We start from the raw sequence: 23274 nt of genomic DNA on the forward strand, positions 1-23274 counted from the left end.
TAGAGGAGCGTGGGCCCCAAAAAGTTCCCCGGGCGTCCACCCGGCCGCGCGGCCCCCCCCGCTACACTGGGCGCCATGACCGGCCGTTCCCTCTCCCGCTCTGCGGAAGATTACCTGAAGCATCTGTACGTGCTGGGGCAGGCCGGCAAGGTGAACACCCAGGCCCTGGCCACCGCGCTGGAGGTGGCCCCCGCCAGCGTGACGGGCATGCTGCGCAAGCTGGCCGAACAGGGACTGGTGTCGCACGCGCCGTACCAGGGCGCGCGCCTGACCGCCGAGGGCGAGCGGGTGGCGCTGGAGGTGCTGCGCCACCACCGCCTGCTGGAACTGTTCCTGCACCGCGCGCTGGGCGTGCCGCTGGACGAGGTGCACGAGGAAGCCGAGCGCCTGGAACACGCCCTGTCCGAGCGCCTGGAAGCTCGCATTGCCGCGTGGCTGGGCGACCCCACCCACGACCCGCACGGCGACCCTATTCCCACGCTGGACGGCGAACTGCCCGCGCAGCCCCAGCGGCGGCTGTCGCAACTGGCCCCTGGCGACCACGCGGCGGTGGCCCGCATTCCCGACGACGACGCCGCGCAGCTGCGCGCCCTGATGGCCGCTGGCCTGACCCCGGGCGCCCCGGTGCAGGTGCAGGGTGTGGATACGGCGCTGGGCACCCTGACCGTCTGGGCCCAGGACCACACCCTGACCCTGGCCCTGGCGGTGGCCGCCCAGATTCATGTGACGTGGCCCGGAGCTGACGGGTGAGGGCTGATCGATGAGGGCCGAACCGTGAAGGCGAATCAGTGAGGCCCCGGGACCGGCTGGCCCGCCAGGGCCGCGCCCTGCACCTGGCCCTGGCCTTTCTCACCACCTTGCCGCTGCCCCACGTCACCCGGGTGGAGGAGGGCGACTTTGCGCGGGCCAGCGCCTACTACCCGCTGGCCGGCTACGCGGTGGGCGGCGCCGTGGCCGCGCTGCTGTGGTGGGGGCCGCCGCTGCCCGCCGGGGTGGTGGGCGCGCTGGGCGTGGGCCTGTGGCTGTGGCTGACCGGCATGCTGCACTTCGACGGGCTGGTGGACAGCGCCGACGCCCTGTTTGCCGTCAAGACCCCCGCCCAGCGCCTGGAGATTCTGCGCGACGTGCATGTGGGCGCCTTTGGGCTGGCGACGGGCGCGTTGAGCCTGCTGCTGCTCTGGAGCCTGCTGTCGGCCCCCCTGCCGCCGTACGCCCCCCTGGTGGCGGCGGTGAGCGCGCGGGCGCTGCTGCTGCTGCCCATGAACGGTTACCCGGCCGCCCGCGCCGAGAGTCTGGGGGCGCGCTCGCGCGAGGGGCGGGTCTGGGGCGCGCTGCTGCTGGCGGCCCCCACCCTGCTGCTGCCCGGGGCCTGGGTGGCGTGGCTGGCCGCCCTGCTGGGCGTGCTGGGCGCGGCGGCCTTTGCGGCGCGGCGCCTGGGCGGCGGCCTCAGCGGCGATGTGTACGGCCTGATTGTGGTCACGGCCGAACTGCTGGCCCTGGGCGCCTACGCCTGGGGCCGCTAGGGCAGGGGAGGGAGGGCCATGCTGACCCTGCATCTGGTGCGGCACGCGCCCACCGCGCCCAATGCCCAGCGGCGCTACCCGTTCTCCCACGAGGACGCGCCGCTGAGCCCCGGTGGCGAGGCCCTGGCCCAGACCCTCTACTGGCTGCTGGACCTGCCGCCCGGCACCCTGGCCTTCACCTCGCTGGCCCGGCGCGCGCAGCAGACGGCGGCCCTGGCCGGGTTTCCGGAAGCGGTGCCCACCCCGGCCCTGCACGAAGCCCAGTTCGGTGTGATGGCCGGGCACACCTGGGCCGAGCTGGAAGCCCTCTACGGCGAGGCGCCCCGCACCTGGATTGACGCGCTGGGTCAGCCGGGCTCGCCCCTGGGCCCCCCGGGCGGCGAGACGGGGGCGGCCTTTCACGCCCGGCTGTCGGCGTGGCTGGAGAGCCTGCCCCCGGCGGGCGAGGCGGTGGCCTTTACCCACGCCGGGCCACTGCTGGCCCTCTTGCGCCTGACCGTGGGCCTGCGTGCGGCGACTGTCCCCCCCGGCACGGTGGCGACCCTGGCGCGCGCTGGGGATGATTGGTGGCTGGTGCGCCTGTTGCCTCCGGCCCAGACCCCAGCGCCTGCCCCCTGTGCCACAGTGGGCCGCGATGAACCCTGACCACTTGACCGACCTTCACGCCCTGATTGGGGCGGTGCAGCCCGCCGACATCGCCGCCATGACCCGCGCCCAGGCCCGGCAGGCGCAGCTCACCAAGCCGCCCGGGGCGCTGGGGGCACTGGAGCCCCTCTCCATCCGGCTGGCGGGGGTGTTCGGCACCGAGCGGCCCCACCCGCGCGGCGTGGCGGTGCTGGTGGCGGCCGGGGACCACGGCGTGGCGGCGCAGGGTGTGAGCGCCTTTCCGCCCGAAGTCACCCCGGCGATGGTGGCCAACTTTCTGGCCGACACGCCCTACGGCCCCGGCGGCGCGGCCGTCAATGCCCTGGCCCGCAGCGTGGGGGCCCGGGTGTACGTGATGGACGCCGGGGTGAACGCCGAATTGCCCGCCCACCCCGCCCTGCACCGCGCCGCTGTGCGCCGGGGCACCCGTGACCTCAGCCGCGAAGCCGCCATGACCCCGCAGGAAACCGCTGCCCTGATCCTGGCCGGGGCCGCGCTGGCCCGCCGGGCCATAGAAGACGGCGCCGACCTGCTGATTCCCGGCGAGATGGGCATTGGCAACACCACCCCGGCGGCGGCCATCAGCGCACGGCTGCTGGGCCTGGACCCGGCCGCCGTGACCGGGCGCGGCACCGGCGTGGACGACGAGCGGCTGGCCCACAAGGTGGCCGTGATTCGCACCGCCCTGGCCCGCACCCCCGCCACCGACCCCCTGACGGTGCTGGCCGAATTTGGCGGGTACGAGATTGCCGCAATGCTGGGCATGATGCTGCAGGCAGCGGCCCTGCGGCGCGTGGTGGTGCTGGACGGCTTCGTGGAGGGCAGCGCAGCCCTGGTGGGCGTGGCCCTGGCGCCTGCCCTGCGCGACTACCTGTTTCCGGCCGGCCAGTGCGCCGAGGTGGGGCATGCCGCCCAACTGGCGCACCTGGGCCTGACCCCGCTCTTTGGGCTGGACTTGCGCCTGGGCGAGGGCACAGGTGGGGTGCTGGCCGCGCCGTTGCTGCTGGGCGCCGCCGCCACCCTGCGCGAAATGCGCACCTTTGAAGAGGCAGCGGTGCCGGGCAGCGCGTGAGTCGGGTGTTGGTGGGGTTGGGCGCCCCTGGCAACTGATCCCAGCTGCCAGCGCCGCGTCTGTCCATCCACGCCGCTGCCTCTGTCAGACGTGAAGGAGAGGTGGCTTTAGAGCGATTGACAAAAGAACCCCCTCACCCCTCGCTGCGCGAGGCCCTTCCCCACGAGGGGAGAGGGTCAAGAACCAACATCATCCTTATGTCCACTGCCCTAGGTTCGGCTCTGCTTGGTTGGCGTTGCCCATCCTTCACCATGAGGACTTCATAAAGAGGGGGTGCGTCCTTTTTTTGCCTCTCTCATGGAGAAAGGTGCGCACTTCGCCTAGACACGGCACTGACCGCGCGCTTAAATAAAGCATGAGAAACCTCAAGGTTTTAGGGTGGTTGATCTTCACCCTCTTGTGGGCCTGGGGCGGAGCCCAGACCCTGCCCAGGGAGGTGCGCGAGCGCATCATTCAGGCCACAGTGATGCTGATTCCTGCCGACAGTAGCGGCCGGCTGCAGTCCTCACTGGGGTCAGGGTCCATCATCAGTCCGCAGGGCTACATCCTCACGAATTACCACGTCATCGGAGATGCCAATGACCGGGTGATCGCGCCCCTGGTGCAGGTGCGCACCGTGCGCTTTGCCGACCGCGAGCCGGAATTCAGCTACTGGGGCAAGGTGGTGGCTGCCGATCCCAACCTGGACCTCGCCGTCGTTCAGATCGTCATGGACAAGAACAGGAAGGCGGTGTCTGGCCTGAAGCTGCCCTTCGTGGAACTGGGCGACTCGAACGCCATGAACATCGGTGACGACATCTTTGTGTTCGGGTTCCAGGGCACGGGCGGCATGACCCTCACGTTTTCGCGCGGGTCGGTGGGCGGTTTTACCGGCGAGGATCTGGAAAGCAGCGGGCGCCAGTGGCTCAAGCACGACGCCCAGACCGGCCCCGGGAACTCGGGCGGGGGGGCCTTTAATGAGCGCGGCGCGCTGATCGGCGTGCACACCGCCGGGATTGCGGGCAACAACAACTCGCGCACCTCGTTCATGCGCCCGCTGGCGCTGGCCTGGGGCCTGGTCACCCCCAACGTGCTGGGCTTCGTGGTGCAGCGCGGCAGCCAGGGCCCACAGGCCAACACCAACAATACGGTTCAGGAGCAGGGCGGCGCGTGGCCCCCGGCCCTGACCTCCGGGCAGAACAGCGTGGCCGGCACCGTGCGCGTGACCGGCAGCGCGGGCGCCGGCACCTGGACCCTGGACCTGACTGAGCCTCTGAAAGACGGCGGCCTGAAGGGCACCGCCAAGAACGGGTCGCAGACCCAGGCCGCTTTCTTCTATTACGACGAGGACGAGGACGTGGTCTGGGTGGAATGGACCCCCGACGGCAAGTCCTATGTGAGCTGCGTGGTGGAAGAGGACGGCGTGGGCGCCAGCAGCTGGAGCGGCATGGCCTACACCTTCAGGGACCAGAGCGCCGACGGGACCCGCACCGGCGACTGCACGGTGAGCCTGCGGGTCAAGGCGCAGGCGGCGCCCAATCCCAGCCCGTCGCCCAGCCCGGGCACCCTGAGCTGGCCCCCCACCCTGCGCGCGGGCCAGAAGTGGACCGTGAGCTTTGGCAATGCGGGCACCTACACCGTGACCCTGACCGCGCCGGACGACGAGGGCGGCTTTGAGGGCACGGCGGCGCGCGGCAACGAGCAGGGCAGCGCCCTGATGGACTATGCCGACGGCGAACTGCTGCTGATCGTGCAGCGCGCCGACAAGAGCTTCCTGGTGTGCAGCGCTGACCGCAGCGGCCTGAGCGGCGCTTCGCTGCGCGGCGACGCCACCAGCCACAAGAACTCCAGCGACAAGGGCACCAGCCTGGGGGCCTGCACCGTGAGCATGGGCACCGCCTCGGCGCCGACCCCGGCCCCCGCTGGCCTGAGCTGGCCGCCCGCCCTGGCCACCGGCCAGAAGTGGACTGTCGCCTTTGGCAACGCGGGCACCTACGCCCTGACCCTGGACCAGCGCGACGAGAAAGGCATCTACGACGCCGTGGCCACGCGCGGCAGCGAGCGCGGCACGGCCCTGATGGACTACTCCGATGACGAGCTGACTGTGATCGTGCAGCGCGCCGACAAGAGCTTCCTGGTGTGCGTGGCTGACCGCAGTGGGCTGAGTGGCGCTGCGCTGCGCGGCAACGCGAGCAGCCACAAGAACTCCAGTGACAAGGGCACGAGTCTGGGAACCTGCACCATCTCGCGCTGAAGCAGGCTCAGGTTGAAGCGCGCCCCGGGTGATGAAGCCCGGGGCGCGCTCCTGGTTCCAGGGTGGTCGGCTTCAACGCACCGCGAAAAGGGCTGGGTGGAGCCGCTATGGCCGCTCTGCCCCGCTGACGTCAAGGCAGGGAATTCGGGGACCGTCCGATGGGCATCCTGACCGCGCAGCGCCGGTGTGCCTCCTCTCCGCCGATGCTCAGGCCTGCGTTTCTCCCGTCTGCCCAGGCAGCAGGCGGCGCAGGTGGTCCAGATGCACGGCATGCCATTCGGTCTTGTCGGGCACGGCCCCCTGAATGCCGTCCACGTAGCCCAGGGCGCGGAACAGTTCCCCCGCCAGCACCGCGTCCTCGTGCAGGGCGCGCAGGTCGTCCAGCGGGGCGTGGTCGGTCCAGGCCGCCAGATAAACGTCGCGGGCTGCCGCCAGTGCCTCCGGCGGGGTGTCGTCTGGGGCAAGGTAGGCCGGGTTGGCGTCCAGAAAGGGGTGGGTGGCGCAGACATCCGACCAGTCCAGCAGGGTGAAGGTGCCGTCCCGGGCAGTGACATTGCCCGCGTGCAGGTCGCCGTGGCCCAGGGTGGGCGGCAGCGGGCTGGCCGCCAGCCGGGCCAGGGCGGCGTCCAGGGCGGGCTGGCGTGTGCGCAGGGCGGCGGCCTCAGCGGCAGTAAACCCTTTTGTCTGCCCCACCTGCAAGCCCTCGTCGCTCAGCAGGTGGGGCAGCCAGCGGCGCACGTATGCTGGGCCCCGGTCACGCAGCCCCAGCGTGGGCAGCAGCGGCAGACTGGCGCGCTGCACCCAGGCGAGGTGGCGCAGCAGCCCGGTCAGGTCGTCCGGGCCTGCCTCCCCGCTGTCGGCCAGCAGCAGGAAGCCGCGCGCGGTGTCGGCGGCCAGCACCCGGGGCGCGGCGCCTGGCACCTCGCGCGCCAGCACCGGGGTGAGCGCCACCTCGCGGGCAAAAAACTCCGGCACCGCCTTGAAGTACACCGGGCCCCCATCCGTGGGCACCCGCCACAGCAGGCTGATCTGCCAGTGCTTGAGCACCTCGGGTTCGCCTGTGCGGGTCAGCGCCTGCGCCGCCAGCTCCGTATCCAGCCACGTCAGGGCCTGGGCTGCCCAATCGGCGTGAAACCAGGGAATGGGGGGCGGCGGGGTCAGCGCGGCCTGCCGCCAGCCGGAAACCTCTGCTGGTGCTCCCTCTGGCCCCACCGCGTCCGGGCCCAGCGGCGCGGCGCTGTGCAGGTGCCACACGCACTGCGCCCGGGCCACGCCGTCCTGGGTGCCCAGCGGCGTAAAGGCGAGGCGGCGCCCCAGCTGCGCCCGCAGGCCCAGCGTCTGCGCCGCCTCCAGAATGTGCTGGCCGTAATACGTGGGCGTGTGCACCGTCAGGGTATGGTGCGCGGCCTGGGCCTCACCGGGGTGGGTCAGGATCAGGTGCAGCGTGGTGTGGCGCTGGGGCGCGGACATGGGCCCCAGCGTGGCACACCCCCACGCCTGCCCACATCGGCCACGTGGCCTGCGCCGCCCTTACGCCGGGTCGCCGTGCTGAGCGTTCAGACCGCGAAACACCGCGTCGTAGGTGCCGTTGGCCACGGCATGGCGCAGCGGCCGCACGCGTTCCACCAGCACGTAAGGGGCGTTCGGCTGGGTGTCCAGCAGGTGCAGGGTTTCTTCCATAAAGTCGGCCAGCGGCATGGCGCGCGGGTCCTGGCTGCCGCCGGGCATCAGCTCGGTGGCCACGTAGGGCGGCGCCAGCTCGGTCACCTGCACCGCCGTGCCGCGCAGTTGCCAGCGCAGCGATTCGGTATACGAGTGCAGCGCGGCCTTGGTGGCGCTGTAGGTGGGCGTGACCGCCAGCGGCACCGACGCCAGCCCGGACGTCACGTTCAGGATGGTCGCCTGGGGCTGGCGGCGCAGGTGCGGCAGCAGGGCGTGGGTCAGGCGGATGGGACCCAGCAGGTTCGTCGCCACGGTGGCCTCAGCGGTGGCGGTGTCTGGCTGGGTCAGCAGGTCTTCAGCCACCATGATCCCGGCATTGTTGATCAGCACGTTCAGCGTGGGGTGCTCGGCGGTCATCCGTTCGGTCAGGGCGGCGATGGACACCGGGTCGGTCACGTCCAGCGCGTAGGCGTGCAGGTTGGGACGTGCGGCGGCCACCTCCTGCAGCGTTTCCAGGCGGCGCCCCGCCATCAGCACCGTGTTGCCCCGGTCATGCAGGCCCTCGGCCAGCGCGCGCCCAATCCCCGAACCGCCGCCTGTGAGCAGCACCGTCTTTCCTGTGATGGTCATGGTGAATCCTCCTGGCCGCACCCTACGCCCCTCACTCTCTTTTGGGAAGAAGGCACCCAAAAGTGCTATGGTCTCCCTATGGAGAGTATCGAGCAGGCCGCTGTTCCTGGCCCCTGGCCCAAGGCCGCTCCCGAAGTGGAAGCCCTGGTGCGCGAGATGATTGGGCGGGTGGCCGACAAGTGGACGCTGCTGATTCTGGAGGTGCTGGAAGAACACGGCACGCTGCGCTTTACCCAGGTGGGGGAGCGGGTGGGCGGCATCAGCCAGAAGATGCTGACCAAAACCCTGCGCCAGATGGAAGCCGACGGCCTGCTGCGCCGCACCGTGCACCCCGTCATTCCCCCCCGCGTGGAATACACCCTGACCCCGCTGGGCCACAGCCTCAGTGAAGCCTTCTGCCCGGTGTGGCTGTGGGCCGAGGCCAACTACGCGGCCGTGATGCGCGCCCGCGCCGCCTTTGCCGGGGCGGCGGCAGAATAGGACCTATGACCGACCGCGAACTGAACTTTGCGCGCGAGATTCTGGGCCAGCGGAGCTACCGCGAGGTGCCTGACCCCGAAGTGCTGCAGGAGGCCGAGCGCCTGCTCTCGGCGTGGCTGGCGGGCGAGACGCGCATGGAACGGCCCAAGCTGTACGACCACTACGCCCTGCTGCTGCTGGCCCTGACCCGGCAGGTGCGGGCCCTGGAAGCGCGGGTGGCGGCCCTGGAAAGCGCCCGGCCCGAATGATCCGGGTCAAGGTCTGCGGCACCACCAGCGTGCACGACGCCGTTCTGGCCGCCGAAGCGGGCGCCGACGCCCTGGGTTTTATCTTCGCGCCGGTCAGCAAGCGGCTGGTCACGCCACAAGTGGCGCGCGAGGCGGGCCTGGGTGTGGGGCCCACGGTGGCGCGCGTGGGGGTCTTTCTGGACCAGGGCCTGGACGAGGTGCTGCGCCTTGCCGACGCCGCCCGCCTGAGTGCCGTGCAGCTTCACGGTCCTTTGTCAAGTCTTTACGTTGAAACAGTGGCCGCGTATTATCCCGTTCTGCGCGTGCTGCGCCCCGCCGATCTGGCGGCGGCGGCCGTGTGGCACCCTCCCCACATCACCCTGATGGTGGACGCCCCCGAGCCCGGCAGCGGGCACGCCCTGGACTGGGACGCGCTGCGGGCGGCTTTTCCACCCGGGGCGTGGCTGGCAGGGGGCCTGAGCCCGGCCAACGTGGCGCAGGCCATCACCACCCTGAAGCCCGCCGGGGTGGACGCGGTCAGCCGCCTGGAAAGCCGCCCCGGGGTCAAGGATGAGGCCGCCGTGCGGGCCTTTGTTCAGGCCGTGCGGACGCTAACAGCCCCCAGTTATCCACAGTGAAACGCGAAGCTGTGGATAACTTTGGAAGCGGTGGAACAGGCCAGCTCAACCACAACAAATGCCCATTGGGCGCCATTTTTCTGGGTTTTTAGCCTGGATTGGTTCCCCAGTTATCCACACCTTGTCCACAGCGCCTGTGGATAAACCTGTGGATAACTTTGGCGTTACAGGCCCAGCGCGGCGGCCAGCGCCTGCCCCCCGTCCACGATGGTGGTGGCGGGGGCCAGCGTGAGCCCCACCCCGAAGAACGGCACACGCGCGGCGGTGTGCGACTTCACCCGCAGATTCTCCAGATTGCCGTGGTCGCTGCTCAGCACCACACGCGCTCCGGCCTGCAGCGCCCCCCAGAGCAGGGCGTCCACCCGGCGCAGGTAGGCGCGGCCGGCGGCCCAGACCTCGGGGCCCGCCTCCGGCCCGCCCTGATGGCCCAGCAGGTCGCTGAACCACAGGTCGGCGGTCAGCAGGTCCACGTGGGCGGCGGCGCGCCCTAGCGCCTCGCCATGCCGGGCGATCTCGTCCAGCGCCCCCTCTTCGGTCCACGGGCCTGTATAGGCCAACCCCAGGGTGGCGCCCAGCAGTGGCACTCCGCCTGGGTTCAGCGGCAGCCCGGCGGCCTGAAACGCGAAGGGAAAGCAGCCCAGGCGGTTGCGGGGTCCCCGGGTGCCCGCCTGCAGGTAAGCGGGGTGGTAGCCGTTGGCCAGCACCGCGCGGCCCCCGGCCTGGGTCAGGCGCACGGGCAGCGAGGCCGCCCGCAGCAGCGCCTGCAGGGTGGGCCCCGGGTGCGGCCCGAAGTGCTCGCCCATCAGGGCCACCGCGTTCTGCCCGGTCAGCCAGCAGCTCTGCCCGGTGCCGGACTGTGGCAGTCCCGGCACGCCCAGCACCGCGTCCAGCGCGGGGACGGCGTCCACCAGCGGGCGCAGGGTGGGCAGGTCCTGGTCCCACACCGAATCTGGCGGGGCGTCCAGCGGGTGCCCCACGCCGTCCAGTGCCAGCCACAGCAGCCCGGTCATGGGCCAAGGATAGGGCCCAGGAGCGCCGTCAGCGCCAGGTGAACGCGTCTATGGCCGTGCCGTCCTGGTCGGTGACGGTCACGGAGCGCTGGTCCTACAGCCCGCACCCAGGCGGGGCTTAGATCGCTCATCAAGGCCCCTCGGGTTCCCAGGCCGGGTGCAGGCCAGCCACGCGAATGTGGCCCTCGCCGGGGTCAGCATCTATTGGAATGGACAGGCCCAGGGGCCAGGGCGCGCGCCATGTCGGAGACCAGCAGGCTCACGGAGGTGGAGCTGAGGATAGGGTCAGCGCATCGGTTGATCAGGGCTTTGGCGGATGCAGCGGCGGGAGTGGACGGCATAGGCTCCTTGTGGAGGCAGAGATGACGCTCAATCAAGCTCTTGACCGGCTTTACGACGTGTTCGGCCAGGTGCCAAAACCAGCAACTCTGGACGCCTGCTCCTGTTGCATGGACGACACTGAAATCCGGTTCATCCTGCGTGAGCCGCTCAGAACCCTGACAGCCTCTCACCTGAGTTCATACGCGTCGTCGGCGCTGTATACGGTCGGCGGCTGGGATGATTTCCGGTATTTTCTGCCTCGCCTGCTGGAGTTGGCCGTGCAGGGCGAATGGGTCTGGCCCGATGCCGAGTTGATTTGCAAACGGGTGCAGTACGGATTGGACGAGGGATATGTCTTGAGCGGTGAAGAGGCGCGAGCGCTCAGTGCCTTTCAGGAGGCGTGGTGGCGCTGGACGTTGGCGCACCTGCCGGACCAGGTGCCCTTGTCTGTGGAGGAAGTGCTGGTCGCAGCCCTCATTGGTGGCACCCCTCTGGAAGACCTCTTGGCCGACTGGCGGACTTCTTCAAGTGCATCCGCTCGCTGGCATCTGGCGCTTTTTATCAAGGTCAATTTCATGACTCTGGCCCTGGGGAAAACGATGAATCATCAGCTTCCCAATGGCGTGGCTGTCTCTGAGGCACTGGCGCAGTGGGTGATGGCGCCTGAACAGCGCGCCTGGTTGGAAGAGGCGTTCTTCGCTGACCCCGATGGACCTGCAGCTCAGGACATCAGTGACGCTTTGCTGTGGCTGCCGCCCCAGGACGCCCCATGAGCCGCCCCCTGCCCCCCGGTACACCTGTCACGCTGCATGCGCCGCAGGCTGGCCTCCCGGCCGGCACCGCTGGCGTAATTGTGGCCGCGCCCCAGGCCGGCAGTGTGTACGAGGTGGACTTTGCTGGGCAGGTGGTAGGGGTCAACCGCGTGCACCTGAAAGTGATGCGCCCGGACCTCCATCCGCCGCCCGTTCACGAGGACCTGCGCCCCTACGTGCAGTACGCCTGCGTGATGGGCAGCCGGGCCTTTGGCCTCAGCACCGACACCTCGGACACCGACCTGCGCGGCTTTTACCTGCCGCCCGCGCGGCTGCACTGGGGCCTGGGCGAGGTGCCCCCCCAGCTGGAATTTGCGGCCCCCGGCACCGAGGAGGTGTACTGGGAGGCCCGCAAATTCGTGCTGCTGGCCCTGAAGGCCAACCCCAACGTGCTGGAGGTGCTGGCCTCGCCGCAGCGGGTGACGGTGACGCCCGTGGCCGGGGCACTGCTGAACATCCGGAGCGCTTTCCTGAGCCGCCGTATTGCGCAGACCTACGGTGAATATGTGCAGGCGCAGTTTCGCCGTATGGAGGCCGACCGGCGCACCCACGGCGAGGTGCGGCCCAAACACGTAATGCATCTGCTGCGGCTGCTGCTCAGCGGCGCCCACGCCCTGCGCACGGGCGAGATCCTAGTGGACGTGGGCGAGCACCGCGCGGCGCTGCTGGCGGTGAAAACGGGCGAGATGACCTGGGCTGAGGCCGACCGCTGGCGGGCGCAGTTGCAGCGCGACTTTGAGCACGCGGCGGCGCACACTGGCCTGCCCGACCGTCCGGACTTTGGGGCGGTGGAACGCTGGTTGGTGGATGCGCGGCGGGCAGCGCTGGACTGGTAGGCCAGATCGCGTGCCTCGGCGCGACGCATGGCCGATGTCGCTCCTCGCCGGTGCCCGGTAGGGTAACGGGCAGTGATGCCCCATGCGAATCAAATACCCCTCCACCCCCCACCTGCCCTGGTCACCCGGGCTGCAAAACGACGACCGCCGCATTCCTGACCTCTGCGGCTTCAGCGGCCACGAGGTCGTGGTGACCGAGAAGCTGGACGGCGAGAACACCAGCCTCTACCGCGAAGACCTCCACGCGCGCAGCCTGGATACCCGCCCGCACCCCTCGCGCACCTGGGTCAAGGCCGAGCGGGGCCGCTTTGGTCACGAGATCCCCCCGGGCTGGCGCCTGTGCGGCGAGAATGTGTATGCCGTGCACAGCCTGCGCTACGCCGATCTGGAAGGCTACTTCTACCTGTTTTCCGTGTGGGACGAGCACAACGTGTCGCGCCCCTGGGACGAGGTGCGGGCCTGGGCCCAGCAGGTGGGGGTGCCCACGCCGCGCGAACTGTACCGGGGCCCCTGGGACGAGGCCGCCCTGCGCGCCCTGCCAGTGGACCCCGAGCAGATGGAAGGCTACGTGGTGCGCGTGACCGGCGAGATTCCGTATGCCGACTTTGGGCGCTGCGTGGCCAAATGGGTGCGCCGGGGGCACGTGCAAACGGACGTCCACTGGCTCAGCAAGCCCGTGGAGGCCAACGGGCTGAAGGAGACGCCATGAACAACGCCGCCCGCGTGAAGATGGCGCAGGAGACGCTGGCCCTGCTGGACGGGGGCGGCTACGCGCTGAACGGTCAGCCCATTACCCTGCCCGACCCAGGCCCCATGCTGGCCGGCACCCGGCTGCTGACGCCCGCTGAGGCGCCCACGCTGCTGGCCGCGCTGCCCGGGGCCCGGGACCGCTGGGCCACCCGCACCGAGGTCACGCCCGAAACCACCTTCGCGGCGGCGCGGCGCCTGCGCGCCAGCGGCCCCGAAGTCCTGGCGCTGAACTTTGCGTCCGCGCGCAATCCGGGCGGCGGGTTCCTGAAGGGCAGCCTCTCGCAGGAGGAAGATCTGTGCCGGTGCAGCGGGCTCTATCTGTCGCTGACTGCGCCGCCGGTGTGGGGCTATTACGCCGCCAACCGTGAGGAACCTTCCGCGCTGTACACCGACCACCTGATTTACAGCCCGCAGGTGCCCGTGTTCCGGGACGACCACGGCGCGCTGCTGGCCCAGCCGGTCACGGTGAACGTGCTAACGGCCCCCGCCCCTAATGCCGGCGCGGTGGCCCAGAACGAGCCGGCGCGCCGGGCCGAGGTCCTGCCCGCTTTGCGCCGCCGCGCCGCGCTGGTGCTGGGCGCCGCCGCCCTGACTGGCCAGACCCGGCTGGTGCTGGGGGCCTGGGGCTGCGGCGTGTTTCAGAATGATCCGCTTCAGGTGGCGACTGTCTTCCGCGACCTGCTGGCGCAAGAGGCCCGGGGCGTGTTTGAACAGGTGACGTTCGCGGTCTATGACCGGCAGCCGGGCCAGCCGGTGCTGGGCGCCTTTCAGGCCGTCCTGGGGGCCCCATGAGCCCCCCTGCCGTTCCCGACGTGCTGGCCCTGCTGGCGGAGGGCCGGCCGCTGACCTTCGAGACCATCAGCGCGGCCTTCACCCCTTTTGTGCCGCTGCTGGCCCGGTTGCCCGACACCCCGCAGGACCCCCAGTGGCACGCCGAGGGCTCCGTGGCTGCCCACAGCGCCCTGGTGGTGGCCCACGCGCACGCCCTGGCCGATGAAGCGGGGCTGGGGGGCGAGGACCGCGCCGCGCTGCTGCTGGCCGCCGCCCTGCATGACCTGGGCAAGGCGCGCACCACCCGTGAGGAGCCCGATGAAACGGGGGCCCTGCGCATCCGCTCGCCGCAGCACGCCCGGCGGGGGCGTGACGAACTGGCCTTCCGGTTGCTGGACACCGGGATAGCCCCAGTCCTGCTGCTGAAGGTCCTGGCTCTGGTGGCCGAACACCACAGCCTGCACCGCGCGCTGGACGGCGACGGGCTGAACAGTGGTTGGTCGCGGGGCGTGCCGGCCCTGGCCCGGCGGGCGCCGCTGCCCCTGCTGACCCGGCTGGCCCGCGCCGACGCCCGGGGCCGCGTGGTCCTCAGTGGCGACGCGGCGCGCGGCGAGGACAGCGCCGACCTGCTGGAACTCGCCGCGCAGGACCTGGGGGTGTGGGCGGGGGGCGATCCCTTCGCCGCCTTCCGCGCCGAGGTGGCGGCGCTGCTGCCCGGGGCCAGCCCGGACCTGCAGGCGCTGGCCGCAGGGCGCGGCCTGCAGGACTGGGAGGCGGGCCGCATTCACACCCCCCACGAGGCGGCGGCCCGCGTGCAGGACGCCGCCCGGCACGGCTTTCCCCGCCTGACCGTGCTGTGCGGCCCCAGTGGCAGCGGCAAATCCACCCTGGCCGCAGCGTTTCCAGATGCCGAGGTGATCAGTCTGGACGACCTGCGCGCGCAGTTGGGTGGGGGCCGCCACGGCGCTAAGCACGGCGCCTGGGTCAGTGGGCAGGTCATGCAGGCTGCCCGCGAAGCGCTGCGGGCCGGGCTGCGCCGGGGGGCCCACGTGGTCTGGGACGCCACCAGCCTGCGGCGCAGTGGCCGCGCGCAGGTGCTGGGCCTGGGCCGCGATTACGGCGCCCTGACTCGGATCGTGGTGGCCTGGACCCCGCCTGCCCTGGCCGCCGCGCGCAACCGCGCCCGCCCCCAGCCAGTGCCCGCCGCCGTGCTGGCCGACCAGTTCCGGGCTCTGGACTTCCCCGAGGTGTCCGAAGCCCACGAGGTCATCCTGCGCGGCCCAGAGGAGGAAACATGGACGCTTTAACTTTCCCGCCCCAGTTGGCCGCCGCCGCCGCCGACCACCCCTGGCCGCTGGTCTTTGCCACCGTCAGCGGCGCGCACCTGTACGGCTTTCCCAGCCCCGACAGCGACTGGGACCTGCGCGGCGTGCATGTGCTGCCCCTGCGCGAGGTGCTGGGCCTGGTCGTCAAGCAGCAGACTGTTGAGATTGTCAGCGACCCAGCACTCGAATACATGCAGATGGCGCCTTATGGACCCCAGACTGAACTCGATCTGGTCACGCATGACGCCCACAAGTTCGCGGCGCTCCTCCTGAAGCGCAACGGGTATGTCCTCGAACAGCTGCTCTCGCCGCTGGTGGTGCACACATCGCCCGCGCACGCGGCGCTGGTGGCCCTGGCCCCGGGCGTGCTGACCCGGTACCACGCGCACCACTACCTGGGCTTTACCGCCAACCAATGGAAGCTGCTGGAAAAGGAACCGGTGCCGCGCGTCAAGCCGCTGCTGTACGCCTTTCGCACGGTGCTGACCGGCCTGCACCTGCTGAACACGGGCGAGGTCCAGGCGAATCTGGAGGTGCTGAACGCCGGGGCCCAGCTGCCCTTCCTGACCGACTTGATGGCCCTAAAGCGGGAGGGGCGCGAGGCCGAACCGCTGCCCGGCGACCTGTCTTTTTACCGCGCCGAACATGCCCGGCTGGTGGGGGCCCTGGAGAACGCACAGGCCACGACCCGTCTGCCCGCTGCGGTGCCCGAGGAGGTGCGCCGCGCCGTCAGCAACTGGGTGGTGGCCGTGCGCCTGGGGGAGTTGCCATGTTCCTGAACGTCGTGGATGTGGAAGCCACCTGCTGGGACGGACCGCCGCCCCCCGGGCAGGTGAGCGAGATCATTGAAATCGGCCTGTGCGTGCTGGACCTGTCCACCCTGGAACGAACAGAGCGCCGCGCCCTCTTCGTGCGTCCAGAGCGTTCGGCGGTGAGTGCCTTCTGTACGGAACTCACAGGGCTGCGGCCACAGGATGTGGCGGCCGGCCTGAGGTTCCGGGACGCCTGCGCCGTCCTGCGGCGCGAGTTCCACACCGATTCGCGCCCCTGGGCCAGCTGGGGCGACTATGACCGCAAGCAGTTTCAGGCGCAGTGTGCGGCAACCGGCATCCCGTACCCCTTCAGTACCCGGCACATCAATGCCAAGAAGGTGTTTACCGAGGCCCACGGCCTGAACAAGCGCCCCGGCATGGCGCAGGCGCTGGCCCACGCGGGTCTGCCCCTGGAAGGCCGCCACCACCGGGGCGTGGACGACGCGTGGAATATCGCGGCATTGGTGGCGGGGCTGGTGCGAGCGGGGGGGTGGCCGGGGTCAGGGTCTGACGGGGTTTGGGCTTCGGGCTGACCCCTCCACCCCTTCGGGGCACCTCCCCTTGAGGGGAGGCAACAGCAGGCTTTGAGCGGAATGTTCGGCGTTGGCTCCCCTCCCAGGGGAGTTGGCCGCGCAGCGGCCTGAGGGGTAACGCGGCAGCAGACCCACCCCCCTTCGGACGGTCCACGGGCCCTGCCGTCAAGGGCCCGGCTCACCTCGTTTCTTTTGGCTTCACGCTAGCCTCATGGGTGTGACCCCGGCCGCCGCTCCCCCCTCTGGTTCGTGGCTGGTGGCCGTGAACCTGCCGGTGGTGGCCTGCGATTTTGCGCCCCTGCACGGCTTTCAGGGGCCGGCGCCGCTGGGCTGCCGGGTGCTGGTGCCTTGGCGTGGCGACCTGATCGTGGGGCTGGTAGTGGGCGCCGGGGACGGCCGGGGCGCCCACCGCCTGCGCGAGGTGGTGCATGTGCTGGACGACCCCGGGCAGCCCTGGGTGGCGCCCGCCACCGTGCAGGGTATTGGTGAGTGGGGCCGCGACGCCCGGCTGCCGGCGGGCCTGATCTGGGGCGACCTGCTCGGCGTGGGCTGGGCCGCCGCCTATGTGCATCTGGTGCGCGCGGTGGACGACGCCGACCTGAGCCCCTTTGCCCGCAAGGTGCCCGGCACCCGCTGGACCGACGCCGAGCACTTTCCGCCCGCACTGCTGGACGCCATCCGCGAACAGGGGCTGCTGGAAGAACGCTTTACGCCGCAGCCACGCCTGAAAACCGTGGTGCAGGCCCGCGCGCTGGCTGAGGTGCCGCCCGCCTCGCGGCTGGTCACGCTGATTCAGGCGGTGGCCCCGCCGCCCGCGTCCCTGACCCCCAAGCAGGCCCAGGCCTGCGCGTGGCTGCGCGAGCACGGCCCGGCCGACACCCTGAGCGCCTGGGCCAGGGGCGCAGGCCTCAGCAACAGCGTGGTCACGGCGGCCCTGAACGCGGGGGGCGCCGCCTACGTGCGCGCCGAGGCCCCGCTGCCCGAGGCCTGGACATGGCTGCACGAGCGGGGGACGGTGGACTCCTACGCCGCCTGGGCCAATGGCGCCAGCGCCGACGGCGTTCCCCTGAGCCCCACCCAGGCCGGCACCCTGGCCCTGCGCGGCTGGGCCGACACGCTGGAGGTGCCCGCCCCGCCCCCGCCGCTGCCTGAAGCCGTGCCCCAGGCCGCCCTCCCGGCAGAGTTGCCAGACCGCCTGCCCCACGTCCCGGTGTGGCGTCTGCACGGTGGGCGGCTGGGCGCGCGCTGCGCGGCGCTGGCGCCCCGGGTGGCCGCGCTGCTGGCCCAGGGCCAGAGCGTACTGGTCCTGGCCCCGGACCACACCACGCTGCGCCGCGCCTGGGACGGGCTCTCGGGGCTGGCGGCCCACGCGGGCACGCGCGCCGTGCAGGTCAGCGGCGCCCTCTCAGAGGTGCAGCGCGAGCACACCTGGGCCCTGATTCAGGGGGGGGAAGCCCGGCTGGTGGTTGGCAGCGCCCACGCCCTGGGGGCGCCCCTGCCGGCCCTGGGCCTCTTGATCGTGCTGGAAGAAGCCAGCGACGCCCACAAGCTCCTGAGTGGCAGCCGCGCCTTCGTGCCCGACCTCGCCGCGCGGGTGGCCGCCGCCCACGGGGCGCAGCTGGCCTACGTGGGGTCGGCCCCCGCCGCCGAAAGTGTGCCGCACCCCGGCGCGGTGCTGCCGCCCCCGCGCGCCCGCGTGCATGTGGTGGATTACGCCAACCCCCCCGAACAGCCGGAACTGGGCCCGCTGTCCGGTGTCCACCTGAAGATGGGTGGCCTGGGCTATCCCCTCAGCCACGACCTCGCCCGGGTATTGCGGCAGGTGCAGGAGCGCGGCCGACAGGCGGCCCTGCTGGCCCCCCGGCGCGGCTACAGCGCCCTGCTGCGCTGCCCGGGTTGTGAACATGTGCCCCAGTGCCGCCACTGCGACGTGCCGCTGCGCTTTCACCAGCAGACCCGGCAGCTGACCTGCCACCAGTGCGGCTATCACCAGCCGCCCCCCGACCGCTGCGACGAGTGCGGCGAGCGCATGTGGCAGGCGCGCGGCCCCGGCACCGAGTGGATTGCCCAGGAGGTTGCCAAGCTGCTGCCCGGCTTTCCGGTTTACCGCTACGACAAGGACCAGCAGGATGACCTCTCGCCCCTGGTGAACGGCGAGAGCGGCGTGGTGGTGGGCACCCAACTGCTGCTTTCGCACGACGCGCCGCCGGACCTCGCCCTGATCGGGGTCACCCTGGCCGATACCTGGCTGAATGTCAGCGACTTCCGCGCCAGCGAGCGCTACCATCGCCTGCTGCGCCAGCTGACCGAATGGCACCCCACCCGCGCGCCCATGCTGGTGGTGCAGACCTTCCAGGCCGACCACCCCGCCCTGAAGGTGGTGGTGGATGGCCAGGGCGTGCTGGCCTACCCCGCCGCCGAGGAACGCGCCCGCGCCGCGCTGGGCTACCCGCCCCACGCCCGCCTCGCCCAGATTGAGGTGAGCGCCCGCGAAGCGGCCAGAGCCCAGGCCGCTGCCCAGGACCTCGCTGCCGCCCTGCATGGGGCCGGCGCCACCGCCCAGGAGGTGCTGGGCCCGGCCCCCAGCCCGGTGGCGCGGCTGCGCGGTGTGTACCCCTACCACCTGTTCCTGCGCGCCCGCACCGAAGCCCGCCTGGGCGAACTGTTGCGCGTGCTGGACTCCCGCACCTGGAAAGCGCGCGTGCGGGTGGATGTGAACCCCCGGGGCGGCCTGTAAGCCGGTCTGCCGCCGACACCTCTCACCCGGAACAGGGTTGAGGGAGTCAACGCCACGCCCAAAAACCCGTTTCGCTCGGATTGAGCCGCAGATAGGATCGGAGGGTAGTGAAAATGCCTTGCTGCTCGCCTGATAGCTTGCTGTATTCCCCTCTCCCCTGGTGGGAGAGGGAGGGAGGAGCGGAGCGACGGAAGGGTGAGGGGGCCACCGCGTGGCTCGGAGGGGCGTGGCATCCATTCAGTCCCGTCTGGCCGGGGTTCGGCTCCTGCTCAAGCGAGGTGGGCAAGCCGCAAGCGAAACGTGGTCTTGGCCGCTGAGCACGCACCCCCTCCCAGCCTCCCCCGCAAGGGGGGAGGGGCAAAAACAGCGTGGTCGTCGCACGACTCTCTGCAGATGGCTCACCAGTCCTAATCGTTGACCATCCGCCCCTCCCTTAACCCAGCTGACCAGCCAGTCAGACTGGCGTCAAGCGGCACCGTCAGTCTGCCCCTCATGAAAGTGTTCAAATTTTCCATTTCGCTGCTGCTGCTGGCCCAGGCTGGAACCGCCGCTGCCGCGCCGCAACTTAGTGCCCAGAGCATTATCGTCAACCCAGCGCCGAGCGGCCTGCAGGTCAGCGTGCGCACCAACCGTGACCAGTCCGGCAACGGCACGCCTCAGTACCGCCCCGGCGACCAGCTGGAGTTCTACACCCGCGTGAACAAGAGCGCCTACGTGTACCTCTTCAACATTGACCCCCAGGGCCGGGTGAACCTGCTGGCCTCCAATGGCCTGCAGGCGAAGGGCAATTTTGTGAAGGCCAACACCACCCGCGTCTTTCCGCGCAAGGGCGACCGCTCCACCTTCCTGCTGACCCTGCCCCAGGGCCTGAACCGAGTGCTGGCGGTGGCCAGCCCCAAGCCGCTGAGCCTGGAGCAGATCGCGCAGGTGAAAGACACCCAGGGCGGCGCCGTGCCCCTGACCGTGACAGGGCAGCAGGGCCTGGCCCAGGCCCTGAGCATCGTGGTGACCCCGGTGCAGGGCTGGACCAGTGACGTGGCGCAGTACGAGGTGACCCGCCGCGCCCTGGGCACCCTGCCCGTGCTGGACCCCGCCGCGCGGCAGGCCCAGGTGCGCTTTACCAAGGACGCTCGCCTGAGCGAAATCTACGTGGCCTACGCCGACCGCCTGCGCGCGGCGGGCTACCGACCCGTGAAGGCCCAGTACGGTGAGGACCGGGCCAGCGGCACCTTCGTGTCGGGGAGCCGCCAGCTCACGCTGGACGTGCGCAAGTCGGGCCAGCGCTTTGATGTGAAGCTGGTGCGCAAGTAAGACGGGACTCAAGTGATTCCACACCCGTCCGAGCCACCCGGTGGCCCCCTCACCCCTCCGTCGCGCCGCTTTCAGAGTGTGGCTTTGACCTGTGGCGCTTAGGGCACTCGCACGCCGGTCAGCACGCGGTACAGGTCCAGCGCGTAGGAATCGGTCATGCCTGAGACATAGTCGGTGATGGTCAGCACCCGCTCGTAGGGCGTAAGCAGTCGGGCAGCGTCGGCCGGCGCAGCGGTGTCAACCAATCTGCAAAAGGTGGGGTCGGGACGAACTTTCAGATATTTGCGGGGCAGCATCTTCAGCAACTTCTCGCCTGAATTGCTCAGGTGTTCGCCGGCTTGCAAGTCTGGCGGCAGGGCGCCCAGCAATTCGTCCAGCAGGCCGCCAATCACCTTGAAGCCCGCGTACTCCACCTGCAAGACGCGCTCATCGGTGTACACCCTGGTTTTGGCCTCGGTGCCCAGGGCTTCGAAGGCGGCGTACAGGTCAGGCTCCGTGTGCTGCACGGCGTCAATAAGGGCGTGAGGAAAGGCGCCCTCACGTAGCTCGTCCAAGTGCGCATGAACCACCGCCATGACGGCCCGAATGAGCTCGCCAATCACTTGGGCCCGCAGGGCAGAGACATCGAGCCTCTCCATGTCATCCAGCGACTGACCACGGAAGCGGGGGGGCAGCATGGGCCGCAACAACTCGCACAGGCGGCGCTTGGTGATCAGCCGGGCGTCGCAGGCGTCTTCCAGATCCACCACGCGGTAACAAATGTCGTCGGCGGCTTCCATCAAGTACACCAGCGGGTGTCGGGCAAAGTGACCCGGCTGGTGCAGGGTCAGGCCCAGCGCGGCGCGCACCATCTCGGCTAAGTCGGCGTCGGCTTGTACATAGTTGAATTTTTTGCGCGCGCAGTCGCTGCGGTCGCGGGGGTGGCTGCTGCTCTGCGGGTATTTCAGCAGCGCGCCGTAGGCGGCCAGTGTCAGGCGGCCCCCGCCGGGGCGCTCCCGGTCCCAGAGCCTCGCCATGATCCGGAAGCTCTGCGCATTGCCCTCGAAGCGCGCCACGTCGGTATATTCGGCCGACGACAGGTGCGCACTCAGGAGGCCCTGGTGCCGCGCGGCCCACTCCTGAATCGCAGCCTCGCCAGAATGACCAAAGGGCGGGTTTCCCAGGTCGTGCGCTAGGCAGGCCACGCTGACCACCGTGCCCAGGTCATCGGGCGAGAGGTGGACGGGCAGGTGCCCCAGGGCACGCAGATGTTTGCCGAATGCTTTCCCCAGCCCGCGCCCCACATTCGCCACCTCCAGCGTGTGGGTCAATCGGGTGCGCGTAAAGTCCGACTTGGCTAGCGGAAACACCTGCGTCTTGTCCTGAAGCCGCCGGAAGGCGCTGCTAAAGGCAATGCGCCCGTAGTCAGCATCAAACGGGGTTCGGCCCGTGGCCGCGTCTTCAAAAGGGTCGTCCCTACGTCCATGCAGCCGTCCATGTTCCAGCAGCTGCGCCCACCGCTCCTGTGCCATACCCGAGTGTTTCACAGCGGTGATAGGGCAGGGCGCCATTTTGTGGTTGCCCTGCTCCCCGCCGCTCCTCTCGATACGGGACTCAGGTGAGCCGAAGGGGGGTAAGCGGACTTGCAGAGCTACATCGCAGAGCGAACTCGAGCAAGACGCGACTGCGGCGATGGAAAAGCATATTGGGCTCCTCAAGAGGCCCGCTTTAACCTTCCAGCCACACCCGCAGCCGGGCCGGGCCACGCAGGCCCGGATTGGGTTTGAAGGGCGGCGCCGGTTCCACCCGCAGGTGCGGAAACTGCTCGGCCAGCGCCGCGAACACCTCTGCGATTTCCAGCCGCGCGAGGCTGGCGCCCAGGCAGTAGTGCGGCCCGGCGGCAAAGGCGAGGTGGCGCGCACTGTTCGGTCGGTCCCAGTCCAGGCGGTCCGGCTCAGGAAAGACCTCGGGGTCGCGGTTGGCCGCCCCCAGCAGCAGCTGCGTGAACGCGCCCGCCGGAAGCGTCTGCCCCCCCACGGTCAGCGGCGCGCTCAGGGCGCGGCCATCCACCTGCACAGGCGAGACCACGCGCAGCAGTTCGTCGGCCACGCCGGCGTGGCGGGGCTGCGCGACCAGGGCCGCCCAGGCGTCCGGCTGGCGCGAGAGTTCCAGCAGGCCGCCCGGAATCAGGTTGCTGGTGGTTTCGTGCCCGGCGGTGAGCAGCAGCACCGCGTTGGCCAGCAGTTCGTCGCCGCTCAGGCGCTCGCCGCCGTCTTCCACCGCCGCCATGGCCGAGAGCAGTCCTGGGCGGGGCCGGGCGCGCAGTTCGCCGGCCAGATCGCGAAAGTATGCGCGCATCTCTCGGGCGTCGGCGTCAATGCGGGCCATCAGTTCGGGGCTCTGGCTGGCGCTGCCCAGCAGATCGGCCACTGAAGCCGACCAGCGCACGAACCGCGCCTCGTCCTCGCCCGAGAGCCCCAGCATCCCCATGATCACGCGCGCAGGCAGCGGGTTGGCCAGCCCCGCCACCAGATCGGCCCCCGGTCCCTGCGCCCGCAGCCCGGTCAGGAGTTCGGCGATCAGGGCGCGCACCAGTTCGCGCTGCTCTTCAATGACGCGTGGGGTAAAGGCCGCCGACACCAGCCCCCGCAGGCGGGCGTGCGCGGCGCCGTTGCGGAAGATCATCATGGGTTGCAGCAGCCGCAGCCCGTCCGAGAGCGCCGCCGCCCCTTCCATTCCCCCGCCGCTAACCGCCCCAGAGAAGCGCAGCACCGCGCTGTTCACCGCGTGGCCGGTGAGGTACATGCCCACCCAGGTGCCGTGGTCCAGCCGCATCACCCCGCCCTGGCTCAGGGCGCGCACCCGCTCGTAGGCAGGGTAGGGATTGGGAATGTTGTCTGGGTGCCACAGCGCAGCGGCGGCGTCCTGAGCAGCGTGGGGCGGCGTGGGCTGGGTCATGGCCCCAGC

At 70.5% G+C, this 23274-nt stretch carries 22 protein-coding genes; 17 read left to right on the forward strand and 5 right to left on the reverse strand.

All coding sequences use genetic code 11. The annotated features are described in order from the left end of the window. The first annotated feature begins 75 nt into the window (after positions 1-75). The 5 genes from KMW22_RS15945 to KMW22_RS15965 all read left to right on the forward strand — a co-directional run bounded on the left by KMW22_RS15945 (position 76) and on the right by KMW22_RS15965 (position 5473). Complete coding sequence (locus tag KMW22_RS15945; RefSeq protein WP_221091018.1) at positions 76-750, forward strand: metal-dependent transcriptional regulator; 675 nt, start codon at positions 76-78, stop codon at positions 748-750. A gap of 38 nt (positions 751-788) precedes the next feature. Further along, a complete protein-coding gene (locus KMW22_RS15950; protein ID WP_328774728.1) occupies positions 789-1523 on the forward strand; it encodes an adenosylcobinamide-GDP ribazoletransferase in 735 nt (244 codons plus the stop codon). Between the two features lie 18 nt (positions 1524-1541). Further along, positions 1542-2168 carry a histidine phosphatase family protein gene (locus KMW22_RS15955; protein ID WP_221091019.1) on the forward strand — a complete coding sequence of 209 codons (627 nt, stop codon included), beginning with the start codon at positions 1542-1544 and terminating at the stop codon, positions 2166-2168. A 4-nt stretch (positions 2169-2172) separates the two neighbouring features. Then, positions 2173-3240, forward strand: a complete 1068-nt coding sequence (gene cobT / locus KMW22_RS15960; RefSeq protein ID WP_407928453.1) for a nicotinate-nucleotide--dimethylbenzimidazole phosphoribosyltransferase — start codon at positions 2173-2175, stop codon at positions 3238-3240. Between the two features lie 382 nt (positions 3241-3622). Then, positions 3623-5473, forward strand: a complete 1851-nt coding sequence (locus tag KMW22_RS15965) for a S1 family peptidase (protein WP_221091021.1) — start codon at positions 3623-3625, stop codon at positions 5471-5473. Positions 5474-5680: 207 nt separating this feature from the next. On the opposite strand, the gene KMW22_RS15970 is transcribed toward KMW22_RS15965, so the two are convergent. After that, complete coding sequence (locus KMW22_RS15970) at positions 5681-6943, reverse strand: phosphotransferase (protein WP_221091022.1); 1263 nt, start codon at positions 6941-6943, stop codon at positions 5681-5683. A 60-nt stretch (positions 6944-7003) separates the two neighbouring features. Beyond that, on the reverse strand, positions 7004-7765 hold the full coding sequence (locus KMW22_RS15975) for an SDR family oxidoreductase (protein WP_221091023.1): 762 nt from the start codon (positions 7763-7765) through the stop codon (positions 7004-7006). A 78-nt stretch (positions 7766-7843) separates the two neighbouring features. Between KMW22_RS15975 and KMW22_RS15980 the strand changes: the two genes are divergently transcribed. From KMW22_RS15980 to KMW22_RS15990, 3 genes are read left to right on the forward strand one after another with little or no spacing between them, the layout of a single operon-like run. After that, entirely contained in the window at positions 7844-8245 is a 402-nt protein-coding gene (locus KMW22_RS15980; protein ID WP_221091024.1) for a winged helix-turn-helix transcriptional regulator, read from the forward strand. A gap of 5 nt (positions 8246-8250) precedes the next feature. Next, the gene (locus KMW22_RS15985; protein WP_221091025.1) at positions 8251-8493 is read left to right on the forward strand and encodes a hypothetical protein; all 243 of its coding nucleotides are present in this window, start codon (positions 8251-8253) and stop codon (positions 8491-8493) included. Then, positions 8490-9110, forward strand: a complete 621-nt coding sequence (locus KMW22_RS15990) for a phosphoribosylanthranilate isomerase (RefSeq protein WP_221091026.1) — start codon at positions 8490-8492, stop codon at positions 9108-9110. Before KMW22_RS15985 ends, KMW22_RS15990 begins: the two co-directional genes overlap by 4 nt. Before the next feature lie 164 nt (positions 9111-9274). Here the strand turns inward: KMW22_RS15990 and KMW22_RS15995 are convergent, their stop codons facing one another. After that, a complete protein-coding gene (locus tag KMW22_RS15995; protein ID WP_221091027.1) occupies positions 9275-10120 on the reverse strand; it encodes a metalloenzyme domain protein in 846 nt (281 codons plus the stop codon). A 362-nt stretch (positions 10121-10482) separates the two neighbouring features. Here KMW22_RS15995 and KMW22_RS16000 point away from each other — a divergent pair, with 362 nt between their 5' ends. The 9 genes from KMW22_RS16000 to KMW22_RS16040 all read left to right on the forward strand — a co-directional run bounded on the left by KMW22_RS16000 (position 10483) and on the right by KMW22_RS16040 (position 20328). Continuing rightward, the gene (locus KMW22_RS16000) at positions 10483-11214 is read left to right on the forward strand and encodes a hypothetical protein (protein WP_221091028.1); all 732 of its coding nucleotides are present in this window, start codon (positions 10483-10485) and stop codon (positions 11212-11214) included. After that, complete coding sequence (locus tag KMW22_RS16005) at positions 11211-12089, forward strand: nucleotidyltransferase domain-containing protein (RefSeq protein ID WP_221091029.1); 879 nt, start codon at positions 11211-11213, stop codon at positions 12087-12089. Before KMW22_RS16000 ends, KMW22_RS16005 begins: the two co-directional genes overlap by 4 nt. An 82-nt stretch (positions 12090-12171) precedes the next feature. Further along, positions 12172-12798 carry an RNA ligase family protein gene (locus tag KMW22_RS16010; protein ID WP_221091030.1) on the forward strand — a complete coding sequence of 209 codons (627 nt, stop codon included), beginning with the start codon at positions 12172-12174 and terminating at the stop codon, positions 12796-12798. Further along, complete coding sequence (locus tag KMW22_RS16015; RefSeq protein WP_221091031.1) at positions 12795-13631, forward strand: TIGR02452 family protein; 837 nt, start codon at positions 12795-12797, stop codon at positions 13629-13631. The genes KMW22_RS16010 and KMW22_RS16015 overlap by 4 nt, the downstream gene beginning before the upstream one ends. Beyond that, entirely contained in the window at positions 13628-14917 is a 1290-nt protein-coding gene (locus KMW22_RS16020) for an AAA family ATPase (protein ID WP_221091032.1), read from the forward strand. Before KMW22_RS16015 ends, KMW22_RS16020 begins: the two co-directional genes overlap by 4 nt. Beyond that, positions 14905-15714 carry a nucleotidyltransferase domain-containing protein gene (locus KMW22_RS16025; protein WP_221091033.1) on the forward strand — a complete coding sequence of 270 codons (810 nt, stop codon included), beginning with the start codon at positions 14905-14907 and terminating at the stop codon, positions 15712-15714. The genes KMW22_RS16020 and KMW22_RS16025 overlap by 13 nt, the downstream gene beginning before the upstream one ends. Then, on the forward strand, positions 15705-16280 hold the full coding sequence (locus tag KMW22_RS16030; protein ID WP_221091034.1) for a 3'-5' exonuclease: 576 nt from the start codon (positions 15705-15707) through the stop codon (positions 16278-16280). The genes KMW22_RS16025 and KMW22_RS16030 overlap by 10 nt, the downstream gene beginning before the upstream one ends. A gap of 211 nt (positions 16281-16491) precedes the next feature. Then, positions 16492-19017 (forward strand): replication restart helicase PriA, encoded by a 2526-nt coding sequence (priA, locus tag KMW22_RS16035; protein ID WP_221091035.1) that lies wholly within the window; start codon positions 16492-16494, stop codon positions 19015-19017. Positions 19018-19509: 492 nt separating this feature from the next. Next, positions 19510-20328, forward strand: coding sequence for a DUF4384 domain-containing protein (locus tag KMW22_RS16040; RefSeq protein WP_221091036.1), 819 nt, complete (start codon positions 19510-19512; stop codon positions 20326-20328). A 98-nt stretch (positions 20329-20426) separates the two neighbouring features. On the opposite strand, the gene dgt is transcribed toward KMW22_RS16040, so the two are convergent. Together dgt and KMW22_RS16050 are read right to left on the reverse strand one after the other, a co-directional pair. Beyond that, entirely contained in the window at positions 20427-21839 is a 1413-nt protein-coding gene (dgt, locus tag KMW22_RS16045; protein WP_221091037.1) for a dGTP triphosphohydrolase, read from the reverse strand. 196 nt (positions 21840-22035) lie between these two features. Further along, a complete protein-coding gene (locus KMW22_RS16050; protein WP_221091038.1) occupies positions 22036-23265 on the reverse strand; it encodes a cytochrome P450 in 1230 nt (409 codons plus the stop codon). Positions 23266-23274 lie beyond the last annotated feature (9 nt).

The organism is Deinococcus aquaedulcis (assembly GCF_019693445.1).
In the GTDB taxonomy this organism is placed as follows: domain Bacteria; phylum Deinococcota; class Deinococci; order Deinococcales; family Deinococcaceae; genus Deinococcus; species Deinococcus aquaedulcis.

Coding starts and splice junctions, on each gene's coding strand:
- KMW22_RS16050 (WP_221091038.1), bottom strand. CDS start 23,265: ATGACCCAGCCCACGCCGCCCCACGCTGCTCAGGACGCCGCCGCTGCG.
- KMW22_RS16005 (WP_221091029.1), top strand. CDS start 11,211: ATGAGCCGCCCCCTGCCCCCCGGTACACCTGTCACGCTGCATGCGCCG.
- KMW22_RS15980 (WP_221091024.1), top strand. CDS start 7,844: ATGGAGAGTATCGAGCAGGCCGCTGTTCCTGGCCCCTGGCCCAAGGCC.
- KMW22_RS16015 (WP_221091031.1), top strand. CDS start 12,795: ATGAACAACGCCGCCCGCGTGAAGATGGCGCAGGAGACGCTGGCCCTG.
- KMW22_RS16010 (WP_221091030.1), top strand. CDS start 12,172: ATGCGAATCAAATACCCCTCCACCCCCCACCTGCCCTGGTCACCCGGG.
- KMW22_RS16040 (WP_221091036.1), top strand. CDS start 19,510: ATGAAAGTGTTCAAATTTTCCATTTCGCTGCTGCTGCTGGCCCAGGCT.
- dgt (WP_221091037.1), bottom strand. CDS start 21,839: ATGGCACAGGAGCGGTGGGCGCAGCTGCTGGAACATGGACGGCTGCAT.
- KMW22_RS15985 (WP_221091025.1), top strand. CDS start 8,251: ATGACCGACCGCGAACTGAACTTTGCGCGCGAGATTCTGGGCCAGCGG.
- KMW22_RS16030 (WP_221091034.1), top strand. CDS start 15,705: ATGTTCCTGAACGTCGTGGATGTGGAAGCCACCTGCTGGGACGGACCG.
- KMW22_RS15945 (WP_221091018.1), top strand. CDS start 76: ATGACCGGCCGTTCCCTCTCCCGCTCTGCGGAAGATTACCTGAAGCAT.
- KMW22_RS15955 (WP_221091019.1), top strand. CDS start 1,542: ATGCTGACCCTGCATCTGGTGCGGCACGCGCCCACCGCGCCCAATGCC.
- KMW22_RS15970 (WP_221091022.1), bottom strand. CDS start 6,943: ATGTCCGCGCCCCAGCGCCACACCACGCTGCACCTGATCCTGACCCAC.
- priA (WP_221091035.1), top strand. CDS start 16,492: ATGGGTGTGACCCCGGCCGCCGCTCCCCCCTCTGGTTCGTGGCTGGTG.
- KMW22_RS15995 (WP_221091027.1), bottom strand. CDS start 10,120: ATGACCGGGCTGCTGTGGCTGGCACTGGACGGCGTGGGGCACCCGCTG.
- KMW22_RS15975 (WP_221091023.1), bottom strand. CDS start 7,765: ATGACCATCACAGGAAAGACGGTGCTGCTCACAGGCGGCGGTTCGGGG.
- KMW22_RS15990 (WP_221091026.1), top strand. CDS start 8,490: ATGATCCGGGTCAAGGTCTGCGGCACCACCAGCGTGCACGACGCCGTT.
- KMW22_RS16020 (WP_221091032.1), top strand. CDS start 13,628: ATGAGCCCCCCTGCCGTTCCCGACGTGCTGGCCCTGCTGGCGGAGGGC.
- KMW22_RS16025 (WP_221091033.1), top strand. CDS start 14,905: ATGGACGCTTTAACTTTCCCGCCCCAGTTGGCCGCCGCCGCCGCCGAC.
- KMW22_RS16000 (WP_221091028.1), top strand. CDS start 10,483: ATGACGCTCAATCAAGCTCTTGACCGGCTTTACGACGTGTTCGGCCAG.